We start from the raw sequence: 26,164 nt of genomic DNA, 5'->3' as shown, positions 1-26,164 counted from the left end.
TTGCTCATACAAATCTAAACTAATGGAGATGTTAATTATGAATGAAACAGCAGCAAAATGGCTTGGTTTGATCGGTATTGTATTGGCCATAATCGGGTTCTTCTATTCCCCTTTCGTGTTGGGTGGGATTGCCGTTATCCTAGGGATCATTTGCTTTGCAAATCCCAAGAAGGCAATTGCATGGTGGACCACCATTCTAGGTATAATTGCATTGATCATTCCTTTATTTCAATAACCTAAACTAATCCTGTACGTTCGTTAAAAGTCGTTATATACAGAGGTAGGTATGTGGCATCATGGCAACCCCCACGATAAAGTGGATTTACGATAAAGGATACCCTATTTGGTGAATTGAATGCCAAGTAGTTGAAAAGACCCGATCATGAGCGCATGATCGGGTCTTTATCCTATATGGAACTAGTTCTCCGCGTGCTCCTGGTTCAACTTCTCGAGAATTCTACGCTTCCGATACATCATTTTACCAGTTTCTGCGACATCCTGAAGGGTGGATCGGTTCAGATAGGCTCCGAACAGCATGCCTGCGATCGGAATCATTTGGAACAGCTTCTTCCATCCGAAATTGTCTCTATACGTAAGCATGACCTCGCGCCAGCCTTGCAGCTGGGACATGACCTGACCGCTGCGCTCACCGGATTGGAACACGGCCAGATCATCCAGAATCGCTTTCTTCCCGACGATATCAGCGGAGGAGAACTGCAAACATTTGACGATAAAGACCCGCTCTGCCTGTTCCGTTGGGTCATAGCCGTAGCTAATCGCAATTTCCTGGAGCGCTTTAAGCGAAATGCCAAGCAGGAGCGGAATATCAATGGCAAGCGTGAAAATACCCCCGATTCCAGTTGTCGCCCCTTGCACCGTCGCCGTCTTGCTGCTTGTTTGGATAATGCGATCGGCCATTTCATCCATTCGACCTAGCGGAAGCTGAGCGATTCGCTCGAAGTCAGCTGTTTCATCCCGCTCCGCATTCGGGAAGAATTTGCGGTACATCTGCTCCTTGCTGATCAGATATCGCCCGCCGCTCTGGACATAATTGCCGAGCTCGTCAAGCGCCGTACCAATCTTATCCTGTATGAACTTTGGGGTGATTCGGTCCAAGATGGCAAAAGGCAGTCTGCCGAGCTTCTCCCAGAAGAACAGCCCTTTCTGATCTTGCTCCCATCGTTCGATTTGCTTTAATTCTGATCTTAAATATTCGGTAGTTTCTGTATTCGTCATCATGGAGTAGGCACCTCGTTTGGAAAATTCCTTTTTCCATACATACTGCAATATGCGCCTCGACGTTTCATTTAATTCAGATGAGATAGAAACTAACCTAGCTTAAACAGTTCAAACCGGCGGAGCCGCATCCCAGCTTCAGAAGCAGATAGCTCCAGTCCGGTTGCACCCGGTTCGGGGAATATTAAATCGGTTATCACGGCGATCCCATCATTTACGAATACCTCGACAGAAGAGCGATCCACGAAGATATGCAGCTTGATCGACTCGGTCGCCGTCGCCAGCTTCACCGCATGGATTCCCGCGAATCCTTTATGAAAATCAATGATTCCAGACCTTGTACGGTCAACGTATATTTCGTTCTGATTCGCCTCATAGCCAATAACCGTTTGCTGTGAATCGGATGCTCTGACTTTTATTGTGAGAGCCTTCGTCATTCCGGGAACGAATTCTGCGATCATTTCAAAGCTGTCCAATTCTAATCCGGCTATATGTAGCTGAGCTTCTTCGATCGATGTTTCCTCCAACGATAGAATAGAGATTCTAATCTGCTCCAATTCTCGAACAGGATTCTGGATCAACCTGATTTGATTATGCCGGGATTCCAAGGTCAATGTCCTAGGAACCGTCATCGCGCTGCGCCACTCATCCGTAGGGGTCACAATGGCATATTTCCCATTGCTCATCCACGCGATATAATTACGGCGTCCATCTTCTTCAGGCACATCAGACCAGCTGACCCCCGCGTAATTGTCGCTGCCGTGATCAAGACGAAGTACGACGTCAGCCGGATTATCGTTTACGAATGAATGGCCGTCAAATTCCCCGATAAAATATTGCGTCATGGTTCCTTGCTCTGGGCGGCCAATGCTGACGATCATCACCCACTTCATGCGGGATGGATCGCCATCCACGGGAAGTGCAAATAAATCCGGACATTCCCATACCCCGTCATGCGAACCGTTACCATGGCCAAATTCGCTGCTAAACGTCCACTCCTTCAAATTGTCGGAGTGGTACAGACAGACCGATTGTCCTGATGCCAGAATCATGACCCACCGCTTCGAGTCAGAATGCCAGAATACTTTGGGATCTCGAAAATCAACGAAGCGATCGCTTTCAAGAACAGGGTTGTCGCTATACTTAATCCAGCTTCTGCCGGAGTCCAAGCTGTACGCCAAGCTTTGGCGTTCCCTGACCCGGTCCATCCCCGGCATTCGATCATGGTGTGTGAATATCGCTACTAATCCAGGCTTCCCGCCAAAGAAACCCGATGTGTCCTCCCAGTCTACAACTGCGCTTCCCGAGAAGATTACCCCATTCTCATCCGGATACAAGGCGATAGGGCAATGCTCCCAATTCACCATATCCGAGCTGATTGCATGACCCCAATGCATCGGCCCCGGCAGTGCGCTATGCGGGTGATGTTGATAGAACAGATGGTATTCTCCATTAAAGAACACCATCCCATTCGGGTCATTCATCCAATTCCGTTCAGGTGTAAAATGATACTTCGGTCTAAACTTATCCATACGGCTCACATCCTTGTTTGTATTCTGTTTTCACTTCCGATTAGCAGATAACATCAGGATTCTTGAATATTAGTGAATACGTATTCATATTCTTCTAACTTTTTCCACCTTAGCTTATCATCCGTTATTTTCCTTGTCAACGCATAATTATTGCTGGATATAAGCGGTTATTTACTACGACTTCAAATACTATCCAAGGTAGAATTGTGCATATTTCATCGATTTCAAGCTGAATTATTCACAATATAAGAATACGTTTTCTTGAATAATATTCAGAATATATTCTCCCATTCGGTTTTATGATATAGTAACTCTGAAAGGAGCCTATCCCCATGGTAAAACTGACTATGCATGAAATAGCCAAACGGGCGAATGTGTCCCAACCAACCGTATCCCGGGTCATTAATGGCCATAAAGGTGTCAGCCAAGAAAACGTCAATGCCGTTATGCGCGTGATTGAAGAGGTTGGCTATATTCCCAATAAAGCAGCTCAAACGTTGAAAAGAAGCAGCACCAACATTATTGGCGTATGCGTAAAGGAAATCTACAATCCTTATTTTGTGGAGATCCTTGATTCGCTAGAGTTAGAAGCAAGGAAACACGGATACAGCATCCTGTTTCATCATTCCAAATTCAATCCGGTGACGGAATGGGAAAACATTCAAAACTTCGTCTCCCGGCAGGTGGATGGGATCATCATTGTGCCAACAAGCGACTTTAATCTTGAGCGTATTTCCAAATTGGAGATTCCCACCATTGTGATCACCCAGAGTCAGAAATTATTCGACAGTGTCGGACTCAATCATCTTCAAGCAGGCAAATTGGCAGGCGAAAGCTTCATTCATTCCGGACATCAGACATTTGGGTATATTGGAGCGGAGCGAGACGAAGATAAATTTCGAGGTTTCGAGCAAGTTTTGCAGGAAAACGGCTTTGTGTTTCATACAGAAAACTTCATCCAGATTCATGAAACTTCCCAAAGCAGCTTTATGATCCGCAAAGAAATCGAGAACTATCTGGGTCAAGCGGACAAGCTTGACTTTACATGCCTTTTTGCAGGAAACGACATTATGGCCCTTGAGATGATGAAGGCCGCGCAGGAAAGACATATTCGGATTCCCGAGGACGTCAGTATCATTGGTTTTGACGATACCTACCTGTCTAAAATGATGGAGATTTCAAGCATTCATCAGCCTATCGGGGATATGGTGAAGACGACCTTCGAGGTACTATTGAATCGCATCCATCAAGAGACGTCCTCTAGCTTGGTTACGATCATGATGGAGCCTGCATTGATCGAAAGAAAAAGCTCCAAGTTTAGACGAAGATGAGGATGGCGGCTAAATTCACATAACAAAGACAGCCGATCGAAATCTCGAAATCAGCTGTCTCATGATTAGCCTTTGTGCGATGCAGGCTGTTGCTCATATCCACCTTAGAAATCGCTTATGGACCAACTTTACATCGTTCTGAACAGCCCATTTCCCTAGATCCGAGATGCCTTGATCTTCATCCTTAGCGAACCTAAAGCACATCTGAATAGGGACGATATTCTTCCCATGCGGCTTTATTCCGATCGTCGGTCTGAAATACCCCATAATGAGGATGACTTTCATATCCTTCGCTTGAATGTTGCGCCCGTTTACTACAAGCTGCTCCCTGTTAAGATAGAGTTCAGTCGGTTTCTTACATCCTCTAGCCAATGTCGTTATCAAGACAACTACGCACAGGAGATGCTCTGCAGCGGCAGCGGATATGGAAATTATGCTGTCTCGGTCGTGTATGGAGTCAATTACATGGTAGATTAACAGACTAATCATCATCGTCATGGCGACTAGGATTCTGTTCCCGGAAGGATTTCTAATAGAATACTCTGCAGGTCCCAATTGTGTCTCCCCCTCTCAACTCTCAACTGTTTGTATGCTGGTGGAATCCTCTACCTGAATACAGCGGAATCTCGTCCCATTAGCGGAGAGCGTCTCAATATGTGCTTAATGGTCCACTCATCTACTGGAATGCCTCTCTTAATATCTCGACAAGCATCTTCAATGAGCCACGCCCACCATGCCGGCGTGAGCAGCTCCCATTCCTCAAGCTCAAGCGGGGAAACCTCATCATACGCCCGGACAATATCATCATGCATGCCTCGCCATGAAAGGGCGAAGTCGGCGACTCGATGGTTCCAATGGGACAGATCAAAGTCAAGGATTCCCGAGAGGCAACCGTCTAAGAATCGCAGGTTCCACGGTGTGAAGTCTCCATGGATAACAATACCCGGCCGAGCTTGAAGGTTAAGCCCTGCAACCCGCTCGCGCGCTCGTTCAAGGTGCCATCGCAGGATACGGATCTCCTCCGGTTGCCTTTGCTCTTGCTTGGATAGCATAATGTCCAATGCCGGGTCATTAAGGATCTCCTCACAGCGCCGCCAGCCTTCACGCTGCCCGAACCCATTAAGTTTCGCCAGATCATCGTGGAATTGAGCCAACAGTCTTCCTCGCGCACGTTGTTCGAGCATCCGATTATCTACGGACGGCGGTTCACCGGGAAGATAAGGAAACAGGCACCAATAATGACCATCTACTTCGATAGGTGATTCAACCGCGGGCGCGACGGGCCATCCTTGTGCAGCGACGCTTGTCAGCAGACGTAATTCGTAGTCGATATTGTCAGTAGATGTGGACCACCACCGTCTCAACACAAGCCGCTCTCCGCGACAATCTACTAGCCAGTGCAGATTATGGGTTCCACCCAGCGGAGCGACTATTTGAACGTTGAATTTATCCAATACCTCGTTGTTCAGAGTCATTGACCCGAGTATGTTATCCATTGTGCAATTTGCATCTCCTTCTGCAACAGGTTCATATCGAACTTATAATCGCACCTTATGACGCTTAACGATTAACCAAACAATCAGGCCAATGATAATGATAGCAATTGTAACAATCAGAGTTATCGGCATCAGGTTGCCAGACTCCGTCGGTGCATAACCGGTACCAAGAATGGCTAGCTCGGCTTTAGCAGCAGCTATCGGCTTCGTTAAGTCACAGATATTGGTTTCAAGAGGTTTGGAATCTTCATAAGCTGATACAATGTACTTAGTCCCGACTTCGAAATTCTCAATGCCGCAGCTTGCAGAGCTCATGGCGGTGTATACTTCTGCTTGTTCCCGCACTACACCTTTCCACACTCTGGACACCTCGAAAGTAACTCTAACTTGGTCTGCCGTGGACATAACTAATTTTTGAGGTGGTTGTTTTATATCAACTACAGTTCCTTCAAAGATCGCCGATTTGCGATCAAGCTCCCCTTTAACTTGCTCCTCTGCGGAGATCGGAACCACGCAGGAACAAGCTGAGACGATATGCGGCTTTACGAAGAATGCTGGGCTCAACAACGTTGCCAAGAAGACAATGAGTAACGATTTCTTAATTATAGAAATCACCTCCGAGCTGATTCAACCAATAGACGTAGATGAAATGGAATTTGTTGTGGTGGGAAATACTCGATGGATCTATCTAGATCAAGAAAATGATTTTGAATGTCTTTCACCTTCCATAAACGAATAGGATTTATCGAGGTGAATGGAATGTACATAAGCATAGGTGGTCTTGCTAATGCTGCAGGGATTGATGGAAGAATCATCCCCTTCATTATAATTGGACTTGCTATCGGTGCTATACTAGAGATTTGGGTTAAAAGAAAATAATAGTAGACTAAGGGCAAGTTTCTTATGTTTCACTATCGTACTCGTTCGTGAAATAGAAATGTCACTTCGACTGGACTTTTAAATCTTCACCAATCAGCTTTGTTCCTTCATAAATGACACCATGGTATATCAATGTTTGTTCTCTTACTACAAGATACAGCTAATAAATGAAATAAGTAATAAGATGAATACTATCTTCCTACTCATCAACATTACCTCCATTCTTATCATATGGTACCATATATTGGAACTAAACTGTCCGTTAGCGTAGCGAAGGGCTGCCTTTATTCCGTATACCTTATCTTTGTGTTTATTGAGCTATGGTGCCCGTTCGTTCAATACCACCCCAATATTTCAGTACCATTCTTATATATCCTTGTCACGTCGGGGTCGTAATTGACAGGTGTACTTGAGAAACAATACCATATTCGACCTTTGTTGGTTTCGATAATTGTCGCGTCAGCGATACTTTGGTCTTTGTATTTAATCTTTATTTTTTCTATTGCGTCTTCGTAAATGACACCAAATGTTAGGGATACAAGTTCATCGTCAGCTTTTATTTCTCTAGGTTGTAAGTTGCTGAACATTCTGGTTAAAATTTGATTGTCTTCGTTAAACATTTTACTACCTGCTCCAAACCCCCACCGATATCCCAGAGGGGTCTTTTCAATTAATCCCACTGATAAAGTATCGTCATTACCATAAAAAATGATCGTGTAACCTTTATAATCGGTAGTATGAAAAATTTCATCAATAGGTACGTTTGATTCGCTTATTGCTTCATCAAGAATCTTATAATTCGTTTTATAATAAACCACACTTAGAACGGAAACCAACAAAATTACTGCTATTATTGAGAAGATTATTTTAGACCTCATAACTCACCTCCTAGAGACTCTGAAAGATAAAAAACCTTACCCTCCTTACGATTCCAAGGATTGGAAAGTTGCATTTATAGTGATTCTCTTAATAGGCATATTTCAATTATTAATAAAGAAAAAGTAGTACAGGCCTCCTTTAGGATAGCCTTGTACTACTTTTCTTTTCCATCTATCGGACCCGTTAGTTTAAAGAACTCCAGTATTTATACCTAATCTGACATAATAACGAGGTTTAAGGCAACTCTTGCTTGTTCGACTGAAAATGGGTTTTCTCTAAGGTCGAAGGCAACTATCTGACCCTCTTTGAGAAATTTGAATCCCGTTGGAAATCGGATAGTATCGGGATGTATTCCAGAGAAATGCACCCATACATCTTTCACACCGTCAACTGAAATCCATCCATATCCTTCTTCATAATTATAGGATTTGACTCGACCGTGAGGCATCAGTTTTCCCTCCCCAATTTAATCAGCAATCACTCCACATAAGTACCTGTTAGCATAATAAAAAGCTTATCACCGCTTTACAATTCAAGTTTATTTTCTTCAATTGTCTTAAAAATTCTTGAATACAAATCTTCTATATGTGCATCAGTTTTTTCATCATTGTATAAACCGAATTCCCAATGTTTAAATGTGTGATTTTTTTGTAATGAGAGAACCCCAACAGCGTAGCTATTGCCAGGAGCCCAGCCCCAAGACTCTTCAAATTCTATGTCTTTTTCAGTAAATGGAACATGACTTTTAGTCGATATAAAAAAAACTGGAATGATGGAACTCAAGTAAAAATCTGCATATTGACTCTCAGCGGCTTCGAGAAGATTTTCTTTCATAACAAAGACCGCATCATAATCCTTCAAATTATCACTTATCATTTCATCAAATGAAATCTTTATAAAACTTACTTGTTCTTCTTTTACTTTTGGAGGTACTCCAACCACAGCTATTCTCAACGGTTTTCCTTCATACAAATCGAAATCTGGGTTTGAAGTGCACGCCGATAGTGCAAATATTAATACGATAATAAAAAATAAGTATTGTTTTTCTTTTGTTCTTTTCACTTACTACCACCGCTCCTCGTCGAAACAGGTACCCCGTTTAGGCAGCACCACTGTAAACTCCATATTATTCCATACCAACTGATACGATATTAATGATGATTTAGCCGCCCGCCTTCTCTTCGTTGATAATAACGATTTCTTCATGCGGATCGGGAGCCAAGCCGTCCAACAGACCGATCTCCCATTTTTCGGTACTCGCATCGTACACGATCTTCGTGACGATCGGGACTTGCAACTCAGATTTGCTGGCAATCGCCTGCGCTAACGCTTGCTCCGGTCTAAGCTTCGCTTCACTCACGATCGGAATCGGGACGACAACGACGCTGCTAGCCGAACCAACACCAGGGTAAGAACTATCAATATCTCCGTCGAGCGTAGCCTTTACGCGTTGACCGATGGCAAGACTTCGGTCGGAGACACCAAGCCACATGGCATCGTACATCTCGCTTCCAGTCATTTTCCTTTCCGACGCTACGAGAATACGATCTGTGGTTATTTTTGTTATGTAACCCGTATAAGTAACGCTTGCAGGCTTCGATTCAACAACTTCCCTCTGTTTATTGCAGCCTGTAATGCTAAGTACACTTAAAATTAACAGTAATCCGACTATTAATTTCTCCATCTTTTCCCCCTAACTCACTCTATTACTTAATGATTTATCCCTTACAGGTGTTCGCCTTATGCTCCTTACAATCTGATAAACGGATCGGCATAATAAGAATCCGATAAGGGTCCCCGCGCTGTTTAAAATTAAATCATCTACATCGGCTGATCTTATACCGAGGGAAAGAAGAGATATGGCCAACTGCATTGCCTCAATTGCGAGAGATACCAGTAGTCCATATAGGAGTGCTCTCCCCACTGTTTTAACCTTCACTATCCATAAGAGTGCACCAAAAGGAAGCAGTAAAAGTAAATTTCCTAAGACATTGCGGATACCGACCATATAATAAAAATGATTGAGCGATCCGGAGATACTCTTAAACGGAATGAGGTTATATGAAAGGACAACACCACTTGTTTTCATATCCGCAATTAAACGCTGGTCTATAGGCATGGGAAAAAACGTAACAGAAATAACCGCACCCCCATATATTAAGGCCAATACACTGATAACATGGAAGATTAATCGTTTTTTGAAGAGCAGATTGATAATGATTAGAATGGGTGCTCCTAGCACGGATATTGTGATAAAAGCAAAGCTGGTGTCAAGCATCCTCTATTTCTCCTTTCAATAAAAGATTGTTATAGACCTAATTCGCCCAACTTACAACATTTTCCTTTACGATAATTCTGCCCCTTAATTCAACAAAAGGGGCAGCAGATCCTCTGATCTGCTGCCCCTGTATTGATTGAACTATAGTATCCGTTAGTTCAATCAAAAGGTTTAAAATCCACGAACAGATTGAAATAGACCGGAACCTGCCTTTATTGTTGCTTCAACTGTTCCCGATATATTGATATTAATAAATCCTAAGTCATCTTTTTCGATATCAATATTTCCTCTATATGTGTTGTTGCTTGACCTCAAAGTAATTTCTTGAATATCAAAAAAGTCGAGCTCCACAAAAACAGTTGTATAACCCCCCTCAATCCATTTTTTAGGTGGATTATCAGCAAATACAGGCAAATCAAAACCGATGGTAATTCTATCTCCTTCACGAGAGATTTTAATTTCTTCAATTCTCAGGTTCTTTAGTGGAGGTACATCTTTGTATAACATTTTGATAAATGTATTTTCACTTAAATTGTCATACCACATGAAGTTCCCCCCATTTTTTGTCCGTAGCTTTCTTCATTTTATCATTTCTCTCTATTCAACTAAACTGCCCCGTTAGCGGAACAGACCGCCGATTTACGTCGGCAGCCTGTTCTTTGGTTGTCATCGTGCCAGTTAGCGCAACGATAAGATGGAGCAGTGCCACTTGAAAAATACTGTAATTTCAATTCCGTCCTTACTTGGATAGTCTCATTAGTATGTGATGAACTATCACTTCCCAATTATGTTCTTAATATTCTCCAATTGTCTTTCTTGAACTATCGTGATCCGTTCGTTCAATAAGTTCAGACAAATGAATCGTGATTTCGCTAGCGTTTAGCTAAACCAAAAGTTATAAAAGTCCTCTGCAAACCAAAATAGATATACTCCAAAAAGAAATAAGAACAATCCGAATATTTTTATTAACCTTAAAGATAATTTACTTGGTTCTTTGTACTGAATATTCTCTTCAAATTCATGATTTGGTTTCATTGATCTATAGGCGCTAAAAGTAAAAAACCTGAAAACCAAATCAGGAAAACAAAATAAAAAGAGACCAAGTAATGCAATTGGGATCGAAGACAATCCAATAATCATTGGATCCATTTCGATCTCAGATTCCTTATGAAGTGCAGCTCTAAGAAGTATAATTTTCACCTTAATTCCGTAGTTATATAAATCATTTTATCTTAAATTTGTAAGTTTATTAATTGGTAAATGTACGGACAGCTGTTGAGCTACACAGCCCGTTACTTCAATGGAAAACGGCAGCCGATCGTATGCCGGCTGCCGTTGTGTTTCCATTCAGCTATCGTCAGCCATTCTGCTATTTCTAAACAATCCTATTACTAATCCAACTAACATTCCGAAAACAATTCCAAGACTTATATTATCAAATGCTGCTCCAAACGCGGCACCAAATGCAATTCCAATGCTTATGTAGATTCCGACATCTTTCAATTCAATAGATCACTCCATTTCTTTACTATTGCACATCATCTTCCTCCGCTGACAGTGATGGTTTCCCCCAACACATAATTCGCCGCATCCGAAGCAAGGAAACAGATTACTTCCGCAATTTCCACAGGACTTGCAGCGCGTTGAACAGGAACGGAAGCGACCAGCCGTTCTAGACGATTCTCATCGGGAGCAAATTTTTCATGAAATGGCGTATCCACCATACCGGGGGCTATTCCATTAACGATAATCCCATATTCGATAAGTTCTCTGGACATACCGACCGTCAAGGTATTTACGGCCCCTTTCGCTGAGGCATAATGGATACTTTCGCCTGCGCCTCCAAGACGAGCCGCTGCTGAAGAAAGATTAATTATTTTGCCTGATTTTTGCGGGATCATATGATTCAATGCAGCCTGGGAACAAAAAAGGATGCTTTTTACGTTTAACGCATAGGTCTCCTCCCATAATTGTTCCGTCATATCCATAAATGTGCTCTTCTTGACGCCCCCTCCGGCGTTATTTACCAGTATATCTACGGCCCCAAAAGTGGAAACAACCTCTTGAACCATTGTCTCTACTTGATCTTTTTGGGTTACATCGGCTTGAACAGCAATACAATCGCCACCCGATTCACGAATAGCCATAAGCACTTCCGTGGCCCCTTTTATGTTATCGCGATAATGGATAGCGACCTTAGCGCCTCTAGATGCCATTAATTCCGCAGTAGCTCTGCCGATTCCCGAACTAGCCCCAGTTACAAGAGCAACCTTCCCAAATAAATTCTGCACAGATGCGCCTCTCCCTTGACCACCAATATGGCGTCCATATGTATTAGAGCTGAGCAAAAGAGAACCATTGGTTCACTTCCCCCTTAATCTTGCTCGTAAGTAATCAATATCAAGATATATTACTAGGATTTAGTTCTGATAACCATCCGTACACATTGACCATTCGTCCAGTCAACTCACCATCTGTGCCAACTTCTGAAATAACAAACGATGGAAATTCAGAATCATCTAAATCATCCATATAGGTGTGTTCAAATCGATAGAACGTGTCCATGATTCCTTCATAATGAAATACTTTCAAAAGAGTCATCAACTCTCCGGCAGAAATACCTGCATTATTCACTTTATGAATGATCTCTTTAATTAATGGGTATCCATTTTTCTCAAGGGACCTTGCACGGTCTGACGGGTTTTTATCGTAATCAGCAAGGCTTTTTTTAAGATATTGAATAAATCTGTACTCCGACAGAGCTGGTGAATTCCTTTCGATTTCTAAATATGCAATACCCAACGCTTTTATTTTTTCAGAATTTGGAGTAATTCTGTGTACTTTGTCAATCAGTGAGTCCGCTTGGGCTTTCTTCTCCATATCGAGTTTTTCATACCAATTTTCATAATACATCTAACAACACTCCTCAACTTGCATTTTATTGAAAAGAATATTACGATTTCATTCCCTCAAAATACTACATTTTCATGAGTGCGATTACTATACTTAATTTGAACTAAACTGCTGCGCCATTTCTGAGAATTACTTGCATAAATGTGTTCTTAAAAAATCAACAACATTTTGAAACGCACTTTGAACCATCGGATCATAAAATTTCGATCAAAATCATGATCCACTCCTTCAATCGTTATCAACTCAGTATATACTCCATGTTCTTGAAGCTTCTTATACATCATCACCGATTGCTCATATGGCGTTATTTTATCTTGATCTCCATGTAGAAATAACGTAGGCGGATACTCCGCAGTGATATTATGAATAGGGCTATATTGTGTTAATTTATGATAATCATTAGCCGGATCGAATCCGCTCACTTCATTAACCCAAACACCTTGCTGAAAACAATAAAATAATAAATTGCCCCGTTCTTCCCACTGACCATTCGTTATTTCTTGTTCCCCTATGAATTGATAGGCGCTTTGCTTATCAACGATTTCATATTGTTGGCGGAAATGTTCACTCGGTTTCGTCGCCCATTCCCCTAGAATATCATGTCCAAAACAAGAAACTATCGCTTTTGGTTTAATGTCCATAGTGCCTATTAACAAGCTTAGATATCCACCAGAGGCTTTACCGTTCCCTACTTGTCATTTTACCTATATAGAATTCATCCGTCATAAATGGTTTTATCTCATCACCTTTTGCTAGATAACTTTCAGGGAATTCTATTTTCGTGTAATCATCCACTTTATATTCAATTTCTTTGTATTTATTTGCAACTCGTATTGCTTTTTGTTCATCAGTTGTTTCATTGTTGCATCCCACTAGCTAGAACGGTTAACAGCAGAACAAACATAACTGTGATACATAAATACTTTTTTTTCATGGTTCGCCTCCGATAAACAGCAGATATTCCAGATAATGAAAATACGAAAGAAATAAAACAAAGTTGCGTTAACCTGCCCGTTGAATGCTAACTTTCCTTGCATTCGGCTTAAGTTAAGATAGCCTCCTTGTCTGGGCCATGGTAAATTAATCTTATGGCTGAGCCCCTGAGGGTCGGCGGAAGAAGCGAAAGAACGGAGTGAGCCCATGAAATCTGTAATTGGTTGGGGATTTATTGGAGCAGGTGGAATTACGAAGCGAGTTATGAACGACTTCAAGGAATTGAGCGATGCTAAATTGGTCGCTGTGTTTTCCCGTACGGAAGCTAATGCGGTGCAGTTAGCGCAGCCTTACGGTGCAAAGGCTTACACCGACTGCGAAGCCATGATCCGGAACCCGGAGGTGGATGCCATCTACATCGCCACGCCGCACCATCTCCATATGGAACATGCTTGTTTGGCACTTGAATTAGGCAAACCGGTGTTATGTGAGAAGCCATTTGCTCCGAATGCCGCGCAGGTTCGGAAGATGGTTGAGAAAGCGAGAGAAACCGGAACGTACCTTATGGAAGCGATGTGGACCCGATTCTTCCCGGTAACGCGCAAAGTCATGCAGTGGGTTTCGGACGGCACCATCGGAGACGTGCATTACTTAACGGCGGACTTCGGATTCTCTGCTGCGGAGAACCCTCAATCGCGCTTGTTCAATCCCGATATGGCCGGGGGCAGTCTGCTCGATGTCGGCGTTTACGCAGTCTCCTACGCCTCTATGGTTTTTGGCTCCAAGCCCGTCGAGGTTCTCAGTCGTTCCCGCTCTACTTCTACTGGAGTGGATGCCCGAATGGCATGCTTGCTAGAATATGAGAACGGACAGATGGCTTCGCTCTTCTCTTCCATCTCGACTTCGACGCCGCAAGAGGTTCGCATCATCGGAACCAAGGGCCATATTGAAGTTCCGCGGTTCTGGTCCCCTAGAGAAGCCAGATTGTTCATAGGGGATCGGCTTGAGGACACAATCAAGGATGAACGGACCGGAGAAGGATTCGGCTACGAATTTACAGCTGTACATGAAGATTTACGGTCTGGCCGGAAGGAGAACGCCTTGATCACGCTCGACGAATCGATCGCGGTCGCCGAGACGTTGGATACCTTAAGAGCCCAGTGGGGGCTTGTCTATCCGTTCGAGGGGTAAGCTGTCGTATTTGGGGACCCGTTGTATCGGTTATACTTAAATATGCTGCTTTCGTAAGTAGAGCAGGCTACCGAATAATAATTCGGCAGCCTGTTGTTGGACTATCGTTTTCTGCTATTTGAAAGAAGTATCGATTGATCTAAAATCCTTTCCCCCCGAGCGGCCGAACCTTTATAGCACTGACTCCTGCGATTAAATGCCGGCAACGCCCAATCAACTCCAGCACCTTTTCGTTCTTCAACGATGCGGCATGTGCCTCAGGGCTCTCCCACAACTCCGAGATCCAAAGATCGTTAGGATCGTCTTCAGCCGCATGCAGGATATAATAGATGCAGCCTTCCATATCGTTCAATGTCTCGCTGGATGCCAACATCATCTCCGCGAGTTCTTCCCGTTTTCCCTCATAGGCCGTTAATTTTCCGAACATGGCGTACTTGCTCATCCTTCATCTTCCTTTCTGCTTATGAGATTTGATCACGTTGTTTCGACATGCGCAAGCATTCACTTCGAAAGGCGCATCAATAATTTCGAGGTGCATCTAACCATCCATTTGCTAATGACAGATATTGCACATGATGAGTAATTCTATTGATTTTGATTGTATAATCTTCATTGCCGTAATGAAAATCTCTATATTCATACAATGAAGAGTAAACCAAACAAGATAGAATAATAATAACTACTATCGCTGCCAATCCAATAATTATGAGTGGTAAAACAAATCCCATGTCTCAGAATCAGAATCAGTTTTTTCTGTTAGGAAACAGAAGTAAGTCTGGGGCTATTCGAGTACCCGCATGTAGAACACGCATTTTAGTTACTGTTTTTTCAGGTAGAATAACTCCTCCGTTTAACACATCATCTTCTGTAAGCGAATCGACATAGAGCATGCCAGAAACCTCTTCTCCAATCAACGCCATATCAAATGGATATATTGAATACACTGTTTTTGAAATCTCAAAAAACACCGTTTCTAGCTCTCGCAGAAATGAATTATTCTCGGGGATGAGGGGGTACGAAACGGCATACTTCTTTTCTAGCATTCCTAAGGGGATGCAAAAGTCCAGCCAATCAGAACCCTCTTCCTCACGTACTGTTAATGATAAGCACCCGAGGAGAGTTGAGTCAGCCAATGCTAAAATACCATAAAGATGATTAGAGAACACTTCACCTGAAACTAAGCCGAAATCGTTAGATCCTTTACTCACATTCTCTTTCTCAATGTAAGGACCAAACAGGTGATTATTTGACCACAAGCCGTGAATACAGTCTGTAAGCACATCATCATTTAATTTATTTTTATATTGAATGGCTAATTCAAAGTAGCTGCCATACCAATCCTCGTCTATGAACTGTTCCAGATGTTTAACCCCCTTACAGATTATCGCCGATTGTTACTCTTTCCCGTAAACTTTCTTCAAGCCATCAAGCTCAACTTCAATGCCGATATCGTTCGACCAACCAGAGAAACCTGTTCCGTCTACCAACATGCCGTTAAATTCCGTACCGATATTAACCTTAGTATGAGGTGGACCTTGGATGTACGTCGTATTAGAAAAAGACGAATCGTTACATCCTTTTCCTTCCCGTAATTGAGCAACGTAACGGAGCAATTCGCTATTACTTTCGCTTCTTCCGATCTATAGTTGCAATGGCTGTTATTTCGGGAGAATGCGACGGAGGAAACGGATACTGAATTGTATTTCAGAAGAATCATCGCTTTTTCAGTCAAGAATGGAAACAGAAACACGAATGCTATACAGCTCAGTATGATTCGGCTTCGTACCTTAGGAAACCGTACTTGATAAAACTTCACCGCACCAAGGTAGCCAACAAGAATCACAATCAGCCCGACAATAACCGGGAAATGCACTCCCGATTCGTACTCGGCATTAGTCCAAGGTGCTAGTCCAATCGCTCTGAATATACTGTCACCGAAAGAATAACCGAGGTGGGATTTGGAAATGAGCAGCAGACCTATCAGTATGAGAACGAAAAACGGAAACTCTTTTCTACGCATTTCATCCCTAAATTTGCTTATGAGCCGTTCAAAATAGTCAATAATCGCATTTTCAGCTCCTCAATCAGCAGGAACATAACTTTCCTGTCCTTGCTTTCATCATACAGCATATTAAAATGCCCGCTAACCAAAAGGAAGGTAACGTACCTGTTGGCGGATTAAACTAACCAATACGTCTTCTTTTCCTTCTCCATATGATAATCAATGTTAAACATACACCCAAGAAACTGACAGCTGACAGTGTTATAACCTTACTGGTTGAAATGGTATCTTCGGTAACAGGAAGTGGTCCATTTGGGGACGCCTTGTAATATTTATCATCCACTTTCACTGCGATTTCATCATGAGTATCTACCCCTTTAATTTCAAACAAAAGGCTTCCGACAGGCGTGTCATTGGATTCTCCGTTCTTCTTTGGCATAGGTGTCCTTAGACGCTCGATCCTCCCAATCTGATTGCCAATGTCTTTAACATCGATCTCCTCAATGGAAAGTCCGTATACGAAATTATTCCAAGAAACAGCACTTGGGTAGCTAGTAGCCATTGCTCCTTGTGTAAACGAGAAAATACCTGTTATAACACTAACAAAGAGGATGAGGATTTTAATAGGCTTCATTAACCATGCCTCCTATTTGTTACATGCACTCATTTTACCACATGGATTATTATGGAAGCCAAGCGTAACGAAAAAATAGAACAGCTGCCGTATGCAAACTGTTCCAAGGTTTCTTAAACTAACGTCAATTTAAGCTTGTTTCAGGGCTTCAATGATTTTGATATATTGCAAATCTCCTAGTCCATAGTGAGGAAATAGATGAAATAACTGTTGCAATAGTTCATGCTGTGGTTTGCTTATATGCTTCTTAATAAACGCAGTGATTTCATTATCTTCCTTTAAATATTCTAAATATAATAGAATGCCTTGGTACATAACAGGCATTAACTTCGCATCGGGTAGACGATGCTGCATCAACACCTGTTGATAAATCTCACCGTAACCTCCTAACTGGATCTCCGTTTCTTCCACTTCATAAGTCGCTTCCTTAACCATATGGAAATACACTTTTCCTTCGTACCCCACTTGTTCTAGATATGCCACCACGGTCAGTAAATTGATTTGACAGAACATATCATCACCGAACCATAGAACGATGCATTTGTAATTGTTCTCAAATAGGGGTTTCAAAGGAGTCAAGGTAATCTTCTCATACTCCTGTAAAGACACCTGATGTCCGGATGCTCTTATTTGTATAAATTCATCGCTAAATAGGGTAGCGCTAGTATCGTTTGAACACATCGCTTCATTAAATGGGACATAGTCGCTTTTTTCCATTAATTGATGATGATAAAATTCTTCGTACATCATTTGTCCATTTAAGATATTCAGTATGTCTTGATCAAATTGATCCTGCATTTTATGTTGCAAAGCTCCAATTTTCAATTTTTGTGAGATGTCCATCATAAAGTCACCTTCTCTACGATTGATATTAAGTTTCACATAGGTTTGCAATGGTTGCGGTTTTTTTCTAAATGCATTCGGGCTTATACCAAATGTTCCTTTAAACGCTCTCGTAAAAGCTTCCTGAGATAAAAATCCATATTTGAATGCAAGCTCGATCGTCTTTTCATTGGTTTCTTTCAACTCGATAGAAGCCAGATAAATTTTTCTAAGAGACATATATCTTTTTATGCTGATTCCAGTCATTTGATGGAATTTGAACGAACAGTAATAGGGAGAATACCCCATATGCTGTCCTAAGCTTTCTAATGAAAAATCTTCAAAAAGATGATCCTCAATCCAGTCAATCATTTCCTGCATCATGTATTTCATTAGCACCTCCTTCTATATTGATTATAGAAGAAAAGTACATCTCTTTCTTGATCTAAGTTGTGTTTGCTTCTGCCTTGTGTAGGAGACAATTCAGCAATTTTATATAGCGATTTCCATATTAATGGACGGGTGATACTCATAATTCATCAATCTAAAATCATTAATAGTAAAATCATCTATATTCTTTATTTCCGGATTGATCCAAAGCTCAGGAGCTAGAAATGGAGTACGCTGAATTTGTTCTTTAAGAGAATCTATATGTCTTTCATAGATATGGACGTCATTTAGATTCAAAGTTAATGTTCCTAATTTGTATCCAGTTACTTGAGCTACCATTCTTTGCAATACATAATATTGAAAAACATTAAACGGATTTCCAAGACCAATATCATTGGACCTGGCATTTACCACTAGATGAAGAGTCCCCTGCTTTACAAGCCATTGATTGTTCCAAACGCAAGGGTAAAGTTCCATCTGATCTAGATCATCAATATTCCAAAGAGACACCACATGTCTTCTTGACGCAGGATTATTGATTAACTCTGCAACTAAATTATGAACTTGATTTGTAATTTGACCTTTCAACATAATTGGCTTGCCTAACTGATATCCGTAGGCTTTTCCTATATTATTTTGTCCATTTGTCCACTCTTTCCATATCTTCACATTGTTTTCATCAAGGTAGGAACAGTCACTTGTTCTTTTAACATAGAACCATAATAATTCGTGAATTGCAGACTTCCATGGGACTCTTTTTGTTGTAAGTATCGGAACTTCAGAGTTATCGAACTGCATTTGCTTTGATATTAAGCTTTTTGTGTAAGCTGGAGAACAGTCTGACCAAGTCGTTCGGACATTTTGATCTTTGTCCCAGATTCCTTCATCTAGAATTTCAGTCACTAGTTTACCGTATATCTCATCAGCCATTCCCATCCTTATAGCCTCCATAAAATCCTGGATATGTTTGTTCTTCCACGTTAACTCCCGTTAACTGAATAAAGGCCGCTGAACAATAAACTGTTCGACGGCCTTCATCTCCGTAAGTCAACAGACTGCCTATCCTATTCCTCATTGGCCTTCTAATATGTTGGCTATAGCTTCTAATCCATTCTTTGTTGCAATTTCTAAAGGGGTTCTTCCCCCTTTATCTTTAATATTACGATCTGCCCCATGTTTAATTAACAAATTTGTTATGTCTACATAGACTGAACTTCTGTTTGGGGAAAATGTAACTTCATACAGGGCCGTATACCCTAAGTTATTTATATGATTAACATCTACATCTGTTTCTTCTAATAATAGTTTTGCAACCTCATAATGCCCTTGCTCGCAAGCAGGAATCAATGGTGTTCCGCCATATACATTAAGAAGTTTCATATTGGGTTTATATTCAAGTAGAATTTTAACAATATCTACAAGCCCATAAGCAGAAGCATAATTTATAGGGTTACGATCTTCCTTATGGATTCCGAATGCATCTACATCAGCTTTGCACTCAAGCAACAGTTTCACGACTTCCGGATTATTGCTCATCACGGCAACCATTAATGCCGTTTGTTCATTTTCATCTTTTTCATTTACATCTATTCCGTTTTCGATAAAAGCTTTTATTTTGTCCAAATCTCCATTTGCCACTTCATTAAAGAAATCTTTCATTTTGTTCATATTAGACCAACTTTCTCATTGAGTATAGAATGTTAAACATTCGCCAATTGAATTCTACAAAAACAATGCAACTTCCTGCCTCGTAGGAATTCGCGCGTACAACACAAAAAGAAGTCCCTGCGTCTAAACTAGACACAGGGACTTTCCTTCCGAACTAATTGCATCCGCACATCAACTTCTAAGGTGCGATATAAGCGAAAGCTGCATTGTCAAAATTGCCAAGGTACTTGTAAGTCGCGGTTGTCGTACCCGTCAGCACAAGATAAATATCTTGAACGCCTGCTATCGGCTGCGACAAATTAGTCGTTACATTTGCATAGTTACCCCATCCATTTGCTGTAGGTGGTGTATTAAGCGTTCCTACAAGCGTGCCTGTCGGACTGCCCAAGCGAACCTCGACCGCTGCATTGGAAGGGCAGCTCGCGGTATTACCCGAATACTCAACGCTGAATTGATTTACGCCTTGGCTGCCGAAATCCATACGTTTGTATGCCAGCCATGCGCCATTGAATGTATTCGCTACTTGCTGAACGCTCTTGCCGTTCTCCGTCTTGAGCGGCGTGTTCCCGTTGAATGGATTCGTTGCCGTCGTCCATGCATCGTACTTCTCTAATTCAAGTTTGGCATAATCGGTACGAATGTTCTCATACAACGTGAATTTATCGAAGTTGCCCACGTAAGGCAGAGCACTGGTCGAAGTACCCAACAGCACGATATACACATCCTGCATGCCGGTTATCGTCGACGTCAATTTGGCCATAGGGGAGCTCTTATAATGCCCCCATCCTGTTCCCGTATTAGGCAGGCTGACCGTGCCTACAAGCGTGCCTGTGACACTCCCTAACCTGACTTCCGCTTTCACATCGTTAGGGGCTTTGTCGGTAGGGGCATCATAGACAATCGCGATGTTGTTTTTGCCCTTCGTACCGAAATTCACATCTTTGAAGGACAGCCACGCACCGCCGAACGTATTGCCGATGGTCCGTCCTCCATTGTTGTTCTCAATTTTCAACGTTCCGCCTTTGACGGGATTGGTTGTCGACGTCCACTCCGTCTTGTTCTCGAACTCCACTTCCAATTGCTCCGACTCAGGTACCTGCACCTTCATGGAAAAGCTCGCATTGTCGAAGTTACCGATGTACTTAAGCGTCCCGTTCGTCGTACCTTTCAACACAAGATAGACATCCTGCATACCTGTTACCGTCTGCGTCAATTTGGCCGTTGTCGTTGCATACGTGCCCCATGATCCGGCTGTCGGAGGCGTCGAAACCGTACCGATCAACGTACCGTTCACGCCTCCAAGCCGCACTTCGACGGCTGCGTCAGCAGGACAGCTTGTTGAGTTTCCTGAGTACTCAATCGCAATCTGATTTACGCCCAGAGTACCGAAATCCATCCGTTTGTAAGCAAGCCATGCGCCATTGAACGTATTCGCCACTTGCTGGCCACTCTTGCCGCCTTCTGTTTTGAGCGGCAATGTGTTCACTGGATTCAGATCCGTTGACCACTCATCGTAAGTTTCCAACTCCAGCTTGGCATAATCGCTTCGAATCGGCTCGTAACCGAATTTAAACCAATCGAAGTTCCCGATATACGGCTTGTCATTCGGCGTTCCTGCTATCATCACGACATACAGCTTCCTAGCGCCAGTCAGCGTCTTGTTCAATTGGGCTGTCGTTGCGATATACGAGCCCCACCCGCTAAGTTTGTCCTCGAGATTGACCGTTCCTACAAGTTCACCTGTAACGCTGTCCAATCTGAACTCCAGTTTGCTTCCAGCCGGTACCTTATCCGTAGGCGAATCATACTCAACGGTTACATTGTTCATACCCGTTGTGCCGAAATCGATGTTATAGGCCAGCCAAGCACCGTTAAACGTGTGCGAAACGACAGTTCCGCCGTTGTTCGCTTCCGTGCCCAAAGGCCCGCCGTTCGGATGCAGGTCCGTTGTCATCTCCGCGCGGTCTTCGAACTGAACCGTCAGGCCGATCTCCGGTACATCCGGTTCATCCGGCGTTTTCTCCGGAAGCGGCAGCGGATCCGGAATTGGATCTTCAACAACCGGCGGATCCGACGGATCCGGTAATGAACCGTCTTCCGCTTGCTCGATGAAAGGTTCAGCCAGCCATAGTGGTGATTCGAACACATCTCCGTTAAATTCACTGACCAAATAGACGTTAATCTTATATTTGCTCGCATTCACGTTATATAATTGCGTGAAATCGAAACTGCCCGTCTGAACCGGCACGGCGCTGGAAACAACTGCGTCCTTGCTGCCGTCCATCAACCGAACGACTACAACAGCGGAATCCCCGTATTCGCCGTTCAATGTTCCGGTAACATGAACAGCCTTGTTGCCAAGGGTAGCCTTACTACCGTCTTGGAATGTATCAACCTTCAGATTGTATACATCCCATTTCACGTCTGAGGTATAGACCGTATTTGAACGCAGCACTTGGCCCGCAGCAAGGTTCTTGGCTGCATTAGCCTTCACTCTTACTTGAATCACGCCTGCCGCATAATTAAGCGGACCCACCGTCTGCGGGTTGGAAGTAACCGGTCTCCACGACTTACCGTCATCCGTACTGAACTGATAGTCGGCCGCTTGATTAATCCCGCTTACAGGCGTCCAGCCGAATGTGTTCATTTTGTCATCCATAACCGGATTCGTCGGTGCATTCGGAATCGTCAGCTTTCTTACCGCTTCGAGACTGAATTCAAAAGCGATATCCGAGCTTGTCCCATTGGCTTGATGAATCTCGGCCGAAATGACGTTCTCGCCTTCAAGTAAATTCGACGGATCGATGATGAAGCCATTACGATCCCGTTCATCCGCCACGGTCACGTTCGCGAACGTACCGTAATTTACCGTACCCGATGGCATGTTCGTGCGAATCACTTCTTTGCCATTCAAGTACACCACAGCGCCGTCATCGCGAATCAAGCTGGCATCCAGCTCAAGAATGTCTTTGACGTTCTTCGCGGTAAAGGTTTTACGGAAATAAGTCGTCGTATATTTGTTGTTGGCATCGGGTCCGAAGCTGACTTTCGTCTTCACCTTGCCGAGGCTGTCATAGCCCAGCATCGCTTGGCCGGAAGCCCAGCTGCTGTCGTCGAAATTCAAGCTCATCCAACCATTGCCGGTAGCTTGACCTTTGTCCAGATACTTCCACTGGGATTGCTCTGCAATCATCGGTTCATGATTCAAGGTGTTGTTGACATCCGCCGTGTAATCGATTGAAGGCGGCGTTGCACTTTGTTTCGCACCCCAATTGGTATTTGGCGTATTGCCCATCTTGAATTCAAGTGTACCGCCAGCCATTAAATCTTCGTACTTGATCCAAGCCTGATTGAAATCTTTACCGTTCAGCATTGCCGATTGAATGAAGCGATTCTCGCTGGAAACGCCGTCCGCCTTGATCGTCAACGTTTTGCCGCTGCCCATTTGAAGCTCCATCTCAGAGAAAATCGGGGAGCCGATCAAGAAATCCGCTTCGCCGGGATTCCCCGGGAACAAGCCCATAGCACTGTAAACGAACCAGGAGGACATACCGCCCGCGTCATCGTCCATCGATGACAGATAGCCTTCCGGATCATCGCGGTACACGCGCGATTTCATCGGATATGCATAAGCGCCGTGATTGTGGTATTTCTGCGTAACGACTTCCGTCGTATACTCTCTTGCATAATATTGAGTCAGATACGGATAACCCAAGTAGTTGAACAAATACGGTGCGTTCAAATCTTCTTCATTGATCGCCATATATTCGCCGATATCGAAGAAATGCGACAACTGCTTCGCCATCTCTGTTTTGCCGCCCATAAGACCTGCCAATCCGTTAATGTCTTGAGGTGCCGACCAGCGGTACTGCCACAAGTTGCCTTGGTATGCATATCTATCGACGGCCAGAATATCGCCGCTTCCGACCGTTTGTCCATTCGGCGTAAAGAAGCCGCGCTTCTCGCCCTTCTCATCCACTTGATTCGCATTCCATAGGTTCTTGTAAGCTAACGCCATGGTTTTATACTTATCGAACGTCGCTTTATCACCGACCAATTGAGCCAGCTTCATCGGGAACGATGCACTGTTGGCTTTCTCCAGCTTGCCGGAAATTTCTCCGTCACTGACCGAGAAATTGTCGGCATCGACCGCCATACCTTTCAGAGCCTTGTACACGTCGAAGTCCTTGAAGCCCTTCGCATACGCGTCGAGGATAACCGCGCCGTTAAACTCGTTTCTTACGGTCGGGCTTGGCCAATAGCCATCTCCCCACTGCGTGTACGAGCCTCTCGTGCTGTACAAGTCGACCAACGACTTGACCATGTTGTCGTAACGCTTAGGCTCGAAGAGGGAAAACAGCGCATATTTGCGGAAATCATCCCACGTCGTCCAGCCGTTATAATATTGGAAGTCTTCGCCGAGTCCCGGTTCGGAGACATTGCGAATGGTGGTCTCGTCTCTGCCTGCTTTGAACGTACCCACCGAGCTAGTGACGTTCTTCGGATGCAGGTACGTGTGATACATCTGAGTATAGAATACTCGTTTGTTCTCTTCGTTCGAATCCGTGACCTTGACTTTTCCAAGCGCATCGCTCCATGCTTTTTTTGCCTTCGCATGCTGTGCGTCGAAATCCCAATTCGCCACGTCGTGGCTGCGCTCGTACTGCGCTTGTGCCACACTGATTGTCGAAAGACCTACTTTAGCTTTAACGACTTTGTTGCTTGTCGTATTGAAGTTTACCCATACGCCGCTATTGGAGCCGGTACGCTGAGCAACCGCGCCTACTGAATCCCCCAGCCAAGAGCTGTAGGAATCGAAATCATGATCGAATTGGATGGAGTAGTATATCGTGTAGTAACCATGCCCGCACACGTTCTGCGACTTGATCATACCCGTAATTTCATTGTTGCTCTCTACTTTCAGGCTGGCGTCGAGCATGCCTGCATAAGAGTTGGAGAGATCGACCAGTACGGAGCCCGCATTCGCCGCAGACGGGAACGTGTACCGGTGGAAACCAACGTTATTCGACGTCGTCAGCTCTACGCCGATTCCAGATGCCAGCGTTACGCCGTAATAGCCGGCAGAAGCTTGCTCGCTGCTCTTGTCATACTTCTGCTTGTACTCGTCTCTGTTCTTCGTAAATGCGCTCGTTTCCGGCATCATGAGAATATTGCCGCCAGCGCCGCTGCAGCCTACGCCGCTGAAACGAAGATGCGAGAAGCCGCGAATATATTTATTCTCATAGAGATAGCCGCTGAAGCCCCCGCCATCGCTGTCGGGACCAAGCGATACCAAACCAAACGGCGTCGACGGACCTGGATTTGTCTGGCCGTTGTCGCCCAGCGTATTGATGAATGGATCTACATAATCCACCGGCTCAAGGTTCGTATCCGGTTCAGCCGGTATTTGATCGGCATCTACGCCGTACAAACCAAGCTCATACAAGCGAACGGTGTTGCTGTCGTGAGCAGCCTTATCGATATAAAGACGCACATATCGCGTAGAGAATGCGGTCACATGGCGATCGACGATCGTCTGCACATTACTCTTCACTACATCTACATCCGTCCAAGTCGAGCCGTCTACGCTCTTCTGCAGACGGAAATCCTTGGTGTTCCAGAACGGGCTGTTCGACGACTCGTTAATAGCCGCATTTTGAACAATCCACTCGTTAATGTTATAAACTTTGCCCAAATCCAGCATGAGCCACTTCTTCGAGACCGCTGTATTGTCGCACCATTTCGTATCGGTCTTGCCGTCTACGGCATTGGCTGCGCCTTCGTTCGCATTACATTGACCCGAAGCAGTCACCGTCGCATTCAAAGCGACATTCTTTGTGAGCGTAACAGGCAACGCCGTACCAAGGTCATCCGCAGCAGCGACCGTACTGGAGGATAGCGGCAATATAAGGTGAGAAATGAACATGAGTGTCATCACAACCGCAAGAAGCTTTTTCAACATTGAAATGAGGTCCTCCTT

At 43.7% G+C, this 26,164-nt stretch carries 23 protein-coding genes and 1 pseudogene; 3 read left to right on the top strand and 21 right to left on the bottom strand.

Annotated elements, in window-relative coordinates; genetic code table 11:
* Positions 1–37: 37 nt before the first annotated feature.
* Positions 38–235, top strand: a complete 198-nt coding sequence (locus BLW29_RS15145) for a hypothetical protein (RefSeq protein ID WP_218147108.1) — start codon at positions 38–40, stop codon at positions 233–235.
* 182 nt (positions 236–417) lie between these two features.
* On the opposite strand, the gene BLW29_RS15140 is transcribed toward BLW29_RS15145, so the two are convergent.
* Both BLW29_RS15140 and BLW29_RS15135 read right to left on the bottom strand, forming a co-directional pair.
* Positions 418–1,236 carry an EcsC family protein gene (locus BLW29_RS15140; protein WP_090981182.1) on the bottom strand — a complete coding sequence of 273 codons (819 nt, stop codon included), beginning with the start codon at positions 1,234–1,236 and terminating at the stop codon, positions 418–420.
* Between the two features lie 92 nt (positions 1,237–1,328).
* Positions 1,329–2,768 (bottom strand): glycoside hydrolase family 32 protein, encoded by a 1,440-nt coding sequence (locus tag BLW29_RS15135; RefSeq protein ID WP_090980933.1) that lies wholly within the window; start codon positions 2,766–2,768, stop codon positions 1,329–1,331.
* 332 nt (positions 2,769–3,100) lie between these two features.
* Between BLW29_RS15135 and BLW29_RS15130 the strand changes: the two genes are divergently transcribed.
* A complete protein-coding gene (locus BLW29_RS15130) occupies positions 3,101–4,099 on the top strand; it encodes a LacI family DNA-binding transcriptional regulator (protein ID WP_090980931.1) in 999 nt (332 codons plus the stop codon).
* 93 nt (positions 4,100–4,192) lie between these two features.
* Here BLW29_RS15130 and BLW29_RS15125 read toward each other — a convergent pair whose 3' ends face one another.
* From BLW29_RS15125 to BLW29_RS15065, 12 genes and pseudogenes are all read right to left on the bottom strand, one after another.
* Positions 4,193–4,654 (bottom strand): hypothetical protein, encoded by a 462-nt coding sequence (locus BLW29_RS15125; protein ID WP_090980929.1) that lies wholly within the window; start codon positions 4,652–4,654, stop codon positions 4,193–4,195.
* 50 nt (positions 4,655–4,704) lie between these two features.
* Positions 4,705–5,574 carry a phosphotransferase enzyme family protein gene (locus BLW29_RS15120; protein ID WP_256208660.1) on the bottom strand — a complete coding sequence of 290 codons (870 nt, stop codon included), beginning with the start codon at positions 5,572–5,574 and terminating at the stop codon, positions 4,705–4,707.
* A 63-nt stretch (positions 5,575–5,637) separates the two neighbouring features.
* Positions 5,638–6,108 carry a hypothetical protein gene (locus BLW29_RS15115; protein ID WP_143044410.1) on the bottom strand — a complete coding sequence of 157 codons (471 nt, stop codon included), beginning with the start codon at positions 6,106–6,108 and terminating at the stop codon, positions 5,638–5,640.
* A gap of 701 nt (positions 6,109–6,809) precedes the next feature.
* A complete protein-coding gene (locus BLW29_RS15110; RefSeq protein WP_090980923.1) occupies positions 6,810–7,352 on the bottom strand; it encodes a hypothetical protein in 543 nt (180 codons plus the stop codon).
* Between the two features lie 212 nt (positions 7,353–7,564).
* Positions 7,565–7,801, bottom strand: coding sequence for a cold-shock protein (locus tag BLW29_RS15105; RefSeq protein ID WP_090980921.1), 237 nt, complete (start codon positions 7,799–7,801; stop codon positions 7,565–7,567).
* A 77-nt stretch (positions 7,802–7,878) separates the two neighbouring features.
* Entirely contained in the window at positions 7,879–8,415 is a 537-nt protein-coding gene (locus BLW29_RS15100) for a hypothetical protein (RefSeq protein ID WP_090980919.1), read from the bottom strand.
* A gap of 100 nt (positions 8,416–8,515) precedes the next feature.
* A complete protein-coding gene (locus BLW29_RS15095; RefSeq protein WP_090980918.1) occupies positions 8,516–9,037 on the bottom strand; it encodes a DUF3221 domain-containing protein in 522 nt (173 codons plus the stop codon).
* Between the two features lie 9 nt (positions 9,038–9,046).
* Positions 9,047–9,631: a VanZ family protein gene (locus BLW29_RS15090; RefSeq protein WP_090980916.1), complete on the bottom strand. Its 585-nt coding sequence runs from the start codon at positions 9,629–9,631 to the stop codon at positions 9,047–9,049.
* A gap of 171 nt (positions 9,632–9,802) precedes the next feature.
* On the bottom strand, positions 9,803–10,177 hold the full coding sequence (locus BLW29_RS15085; RefSeq protein ID WP_090980914.1) for an Imm50 family immunity protein: 375 nt from the start codon (positions 10,175–10,177) through the stop codon (positions 9,803–9,805).
* Positions 10,178–11,169: 992 nt separating this feature from the next.
* A complete protein-coding gene (locus BLW29_RS15075) occupies positions 11,170–11,922 on the bottom strand; it encodes an SDR family NAD(P)-dependent oxidoreductase (protein WP_090980910.1) in 753 nt (250 codons plus the stop codon).
* Between the two features lie 109 nt (positions 11,923–12,031).
* Positions 12,032–12,544, bottom strand: coding sequence for a hypothetical protein (locus BLW29_RS15070; RefSeq protein WP_090980908.1), 513 nt, complete (start codon positions 12,542–12,544; stop codon positions 12,032–12,034).
* Positions 12,545–12,693: 149 nt separating this feature from the next.
* A pseudogene (locus BLW29_RS15065) lies at positions 12,694–13,215 on the bottom strand (alpha/beta hydrolase family protein); the annotation flags it as partial.
* A gap of 469 nt (positions 13,216–13,684) precedes the next feature.
* On the opposite strand from BLW29_RS15065, the gene BLW29_RS15060 reads away from it, so the two are divergent.
* Positions 13,685–14,668, top strand: coding sequence for a Gfo/Idh/MocA family protein (locus BLW29_RS15060; protein ID WP_090980904.1), 984 nt, complete (start codon positions 13,685–13,687; stop codon positions 14,666–14,668).
* A 139-nt stretch (positions 14,669–14,807) separates the two neighbouring features.
* On the opposite strand, the gene BLW29_RS15055 is transcribed toward BLW29_RS15060, so the two are convergent.
* From BLW29_RS15055 to BLW29_RS15020, 7 genes are all read right to left on the bottom strand, one after another.
* Positions 14,808–15,110 (bottom strand): putative quinol monooxygenase, encoded by a 303-nt coding sequence (locus BLW29_RS15055; protein ID WP_090980902.1) that lies wholly within the window; start codon positions 15,108–15,110, stop codon positions 14,808–14,810.
* 301 nt (positions 15,111–15,411) lie between these two features.
* Positions 15,412–15,876: a hypothetical protein gene (locus tag BLW29_RS15050; RefSeq protein WP_090980900.1), complete on the bottom strand. Its 465-nt coding sequence runs from the start codon at positions 15,874–15,876 to the stop codon at positions 15,412–15,414.
* A 975-nt stretch (positions 15,877–16,851) separates the two neighbouring features.
* Positions 16,852–17,304 carry a hypothetical protein gene (locus tag BLW29_RS15040; protein ID WP_090980896.1) on the bottom strand — a complete coding sequence of 151 codons (453 nt, stop codon included), beginning with the start codon at positions 17,302–17,304 and terminating at the stop codon, positions 16,852–16,854.
* A 129-nt stretch (positions 17,305–17,433) separates the two neighbouring features.
* A complete protein-coding gene (locus BLW29_RS15035; RefSeq protein WP_090980894.1) occupies positions 17,434–18,519 on the bottom strand; it encodes a helix-turn-helix transcriptional regulator in 1,086 nt (361 codons plus the stop codon).
* 99 nt (positions 18,520–18,618) lie between these two features.
* Complete coding sequence (thyA, locus tag BLW29_RS15030) at positions 18,619–19,452, bottom strand: thymidylate synthase (RefSeq protein ID WP_090980892.1); 834 nt, start codon at positions 19,450–19,452, stop codon at positions 18,619–18,621.
* A 135-nt stretch (positions 19,453–19,587) separates the two neighbouring features.
* Positions 19,588–20,184 (bottom strand): ankyrin repeat domain-containing protein, encoded by a 597-nt coding sequence (locus BLW29_RS15025; protein ID WP_090980890.1) that lies wholly within the window; start codon positions 20,182–20,184, stop codon positions 19,588–19,590.
* Between the two features lie 178 nt (positions 20,185–20,362).
* The gene (locus BLW29_RS15020) at positions 20,363–26,146 is read right to left on the bottom strand and encodes a glycoside hydrolase domain-containing protein (protein ID WP_090980888.1); all 5,784 of its coding nucleotides are present in this window, start codon (positions 26,144–26,146) and stop codon (positions 20,363–20,365) included.
* Positions 26,147–26,164 lie beyond the last annotated feature (18 nt).

The sequence above is a fragment of the Paenibacillus sp. CF384 genome (genome assembly GCF_900106745.1).
Classification (GTDB): domain Bacteria; phylum Bacillota; class Bacilli; order Paenibacillales; family Paenibacillaceae; genus Paenibacillus_Z.
Note: the sequence above shows the minus strand (reverse complement) of the source record. Positions and strands in the feature narration are given on the sequence as shown.

Excerpts from the sequence above, each read along its gene's own strand:
- BLW29_RS15130 (WP_090980931.1), top strand. The coding sequence starts at position 3,101 with ATGGTAAAACTGACTATGCATGAAATAGCCAAACGGGCGAATGTGTCC.
- BLW29_RS15055 (WP_090980902.1), bottom strand. The coding sequence starts at position 15,110 with ATGAGCAAGTACGCCATGTTCGGAAAATTAACGGCCTATGAGGGAAAA.
- BLW29_RS15120 (WP_256208660.1), bottom strand. The coding sequence starts at position 5,574 with ATGACTCTGAACAACGAGGTATTGGATAAATTCAACGTTCAAATAGTC.
- BLW29_RS15020 (WP_090980888.1), bottom strand. The coding sequence starts at position 26,146 with ATGTTGAAAAAGCTTCTTGCGGTTGTGATGACACTCATGTTCATTTCT.
- BLW29_RS15070 (WP_090980908.1), bottom strand. The coding sequence starts at position 12,544 with ATGTATTATGAAAATTGGTATGAAAAACTCGATATGGAGAAGAAAGCC.
- BLW29_RS15140 (WP_090981182.1), bottom strand. The coding sequence starts at position 1,236 with ATGACGAATACAGAAACTACCGAATATTTAAGATCAGAATTAAAGCAA.
- BLW29_RS15025 (WP_090980890.1), bottom strand. The coding sequence starts at position 20,184 with ATGAACAAAATGAAAGATTTCTTTAATGAAGTGGCAAATGGAGATTTG.
- BLW29_RS15060 (WP_090980904.1), top strand. The coding sequence starts at position 13,685 with ATGAAATCTGTAATTGGTTGGGGATTTATTGGAGCAGGTGGAATTACG.
- BLW29_RS15135 (WP_090980933.1), bottom strand. The coding sequence starts at position 2,768 with ATGGATAAGTTTAGACCGAAGTATCATTTTACACCTGAACGGAATTGG.
- BLW29_RS15110 (WP_090980923.1), bottom strand. The coding sequence starts at position 7,352 with ATGAGGTCTAAAATAATCTTCTCAATAATAGCAGTAATTTTGTTGGTT.
- BLW29_RS15035 (WP_090980894.1), bottom strand. The coding sequence starts at position 18,519 with ATGAAATACATGATGCAGGAAATGATTGACTGGATTGAGGATCATCTT.
- thyA (WP_090980892.1), bottom strand. The coding sequence starts at position 19,452 with ATGGGAATGGCTGATGAGATATACGGTAAACTAGTGACTGAAATTCTA.
- BLW29_RS15040 (WP_090980896.1), bottom strand. The coding sequence starts at position 17,304 with ATGAAGCCTATTAAAATCCTCATCCTCTTTGTTAGTGTTATAACAGGT.
- BLW29_RS15095 (WP_090980918.1), bottom strand. The coding sequence starts at position 9,037 with ATGGAGAAATTAATAGTCGGATTACTGTTAATTTTAAGTGTACTTAGC.
- BLW29_RS15145 (WP_218147108.1), top strand. The coding sequence starts at position 38 with ATGAATGAAACAGCAGCAAAATGGCTTGGTTTGATCGGTATTGTATTG.
- BLW29_RS15105 (WP_090980921.1), bottom strand. The coding sequence starts at position 7,801 with ATGCCTCACGGTCGAGTCAAATCCTATAATTATGAAGAAGGATATGGA.
- BLW29_RS15090 (WP_090980916.1), bottom strand. The coding sequence starts at position 9,631 with ATGCTTGACACCAGCTTTGCTTTTATCACAATATCCGTGCTAGGAGCA.
- BLW29_RS15085 (WP_090980914.1), bottom strand. The coding sequence starts at position 10,177 with ATGTGGTATGACAATTTAAGTGAAAATACATTTATCAAAATGTTATAC.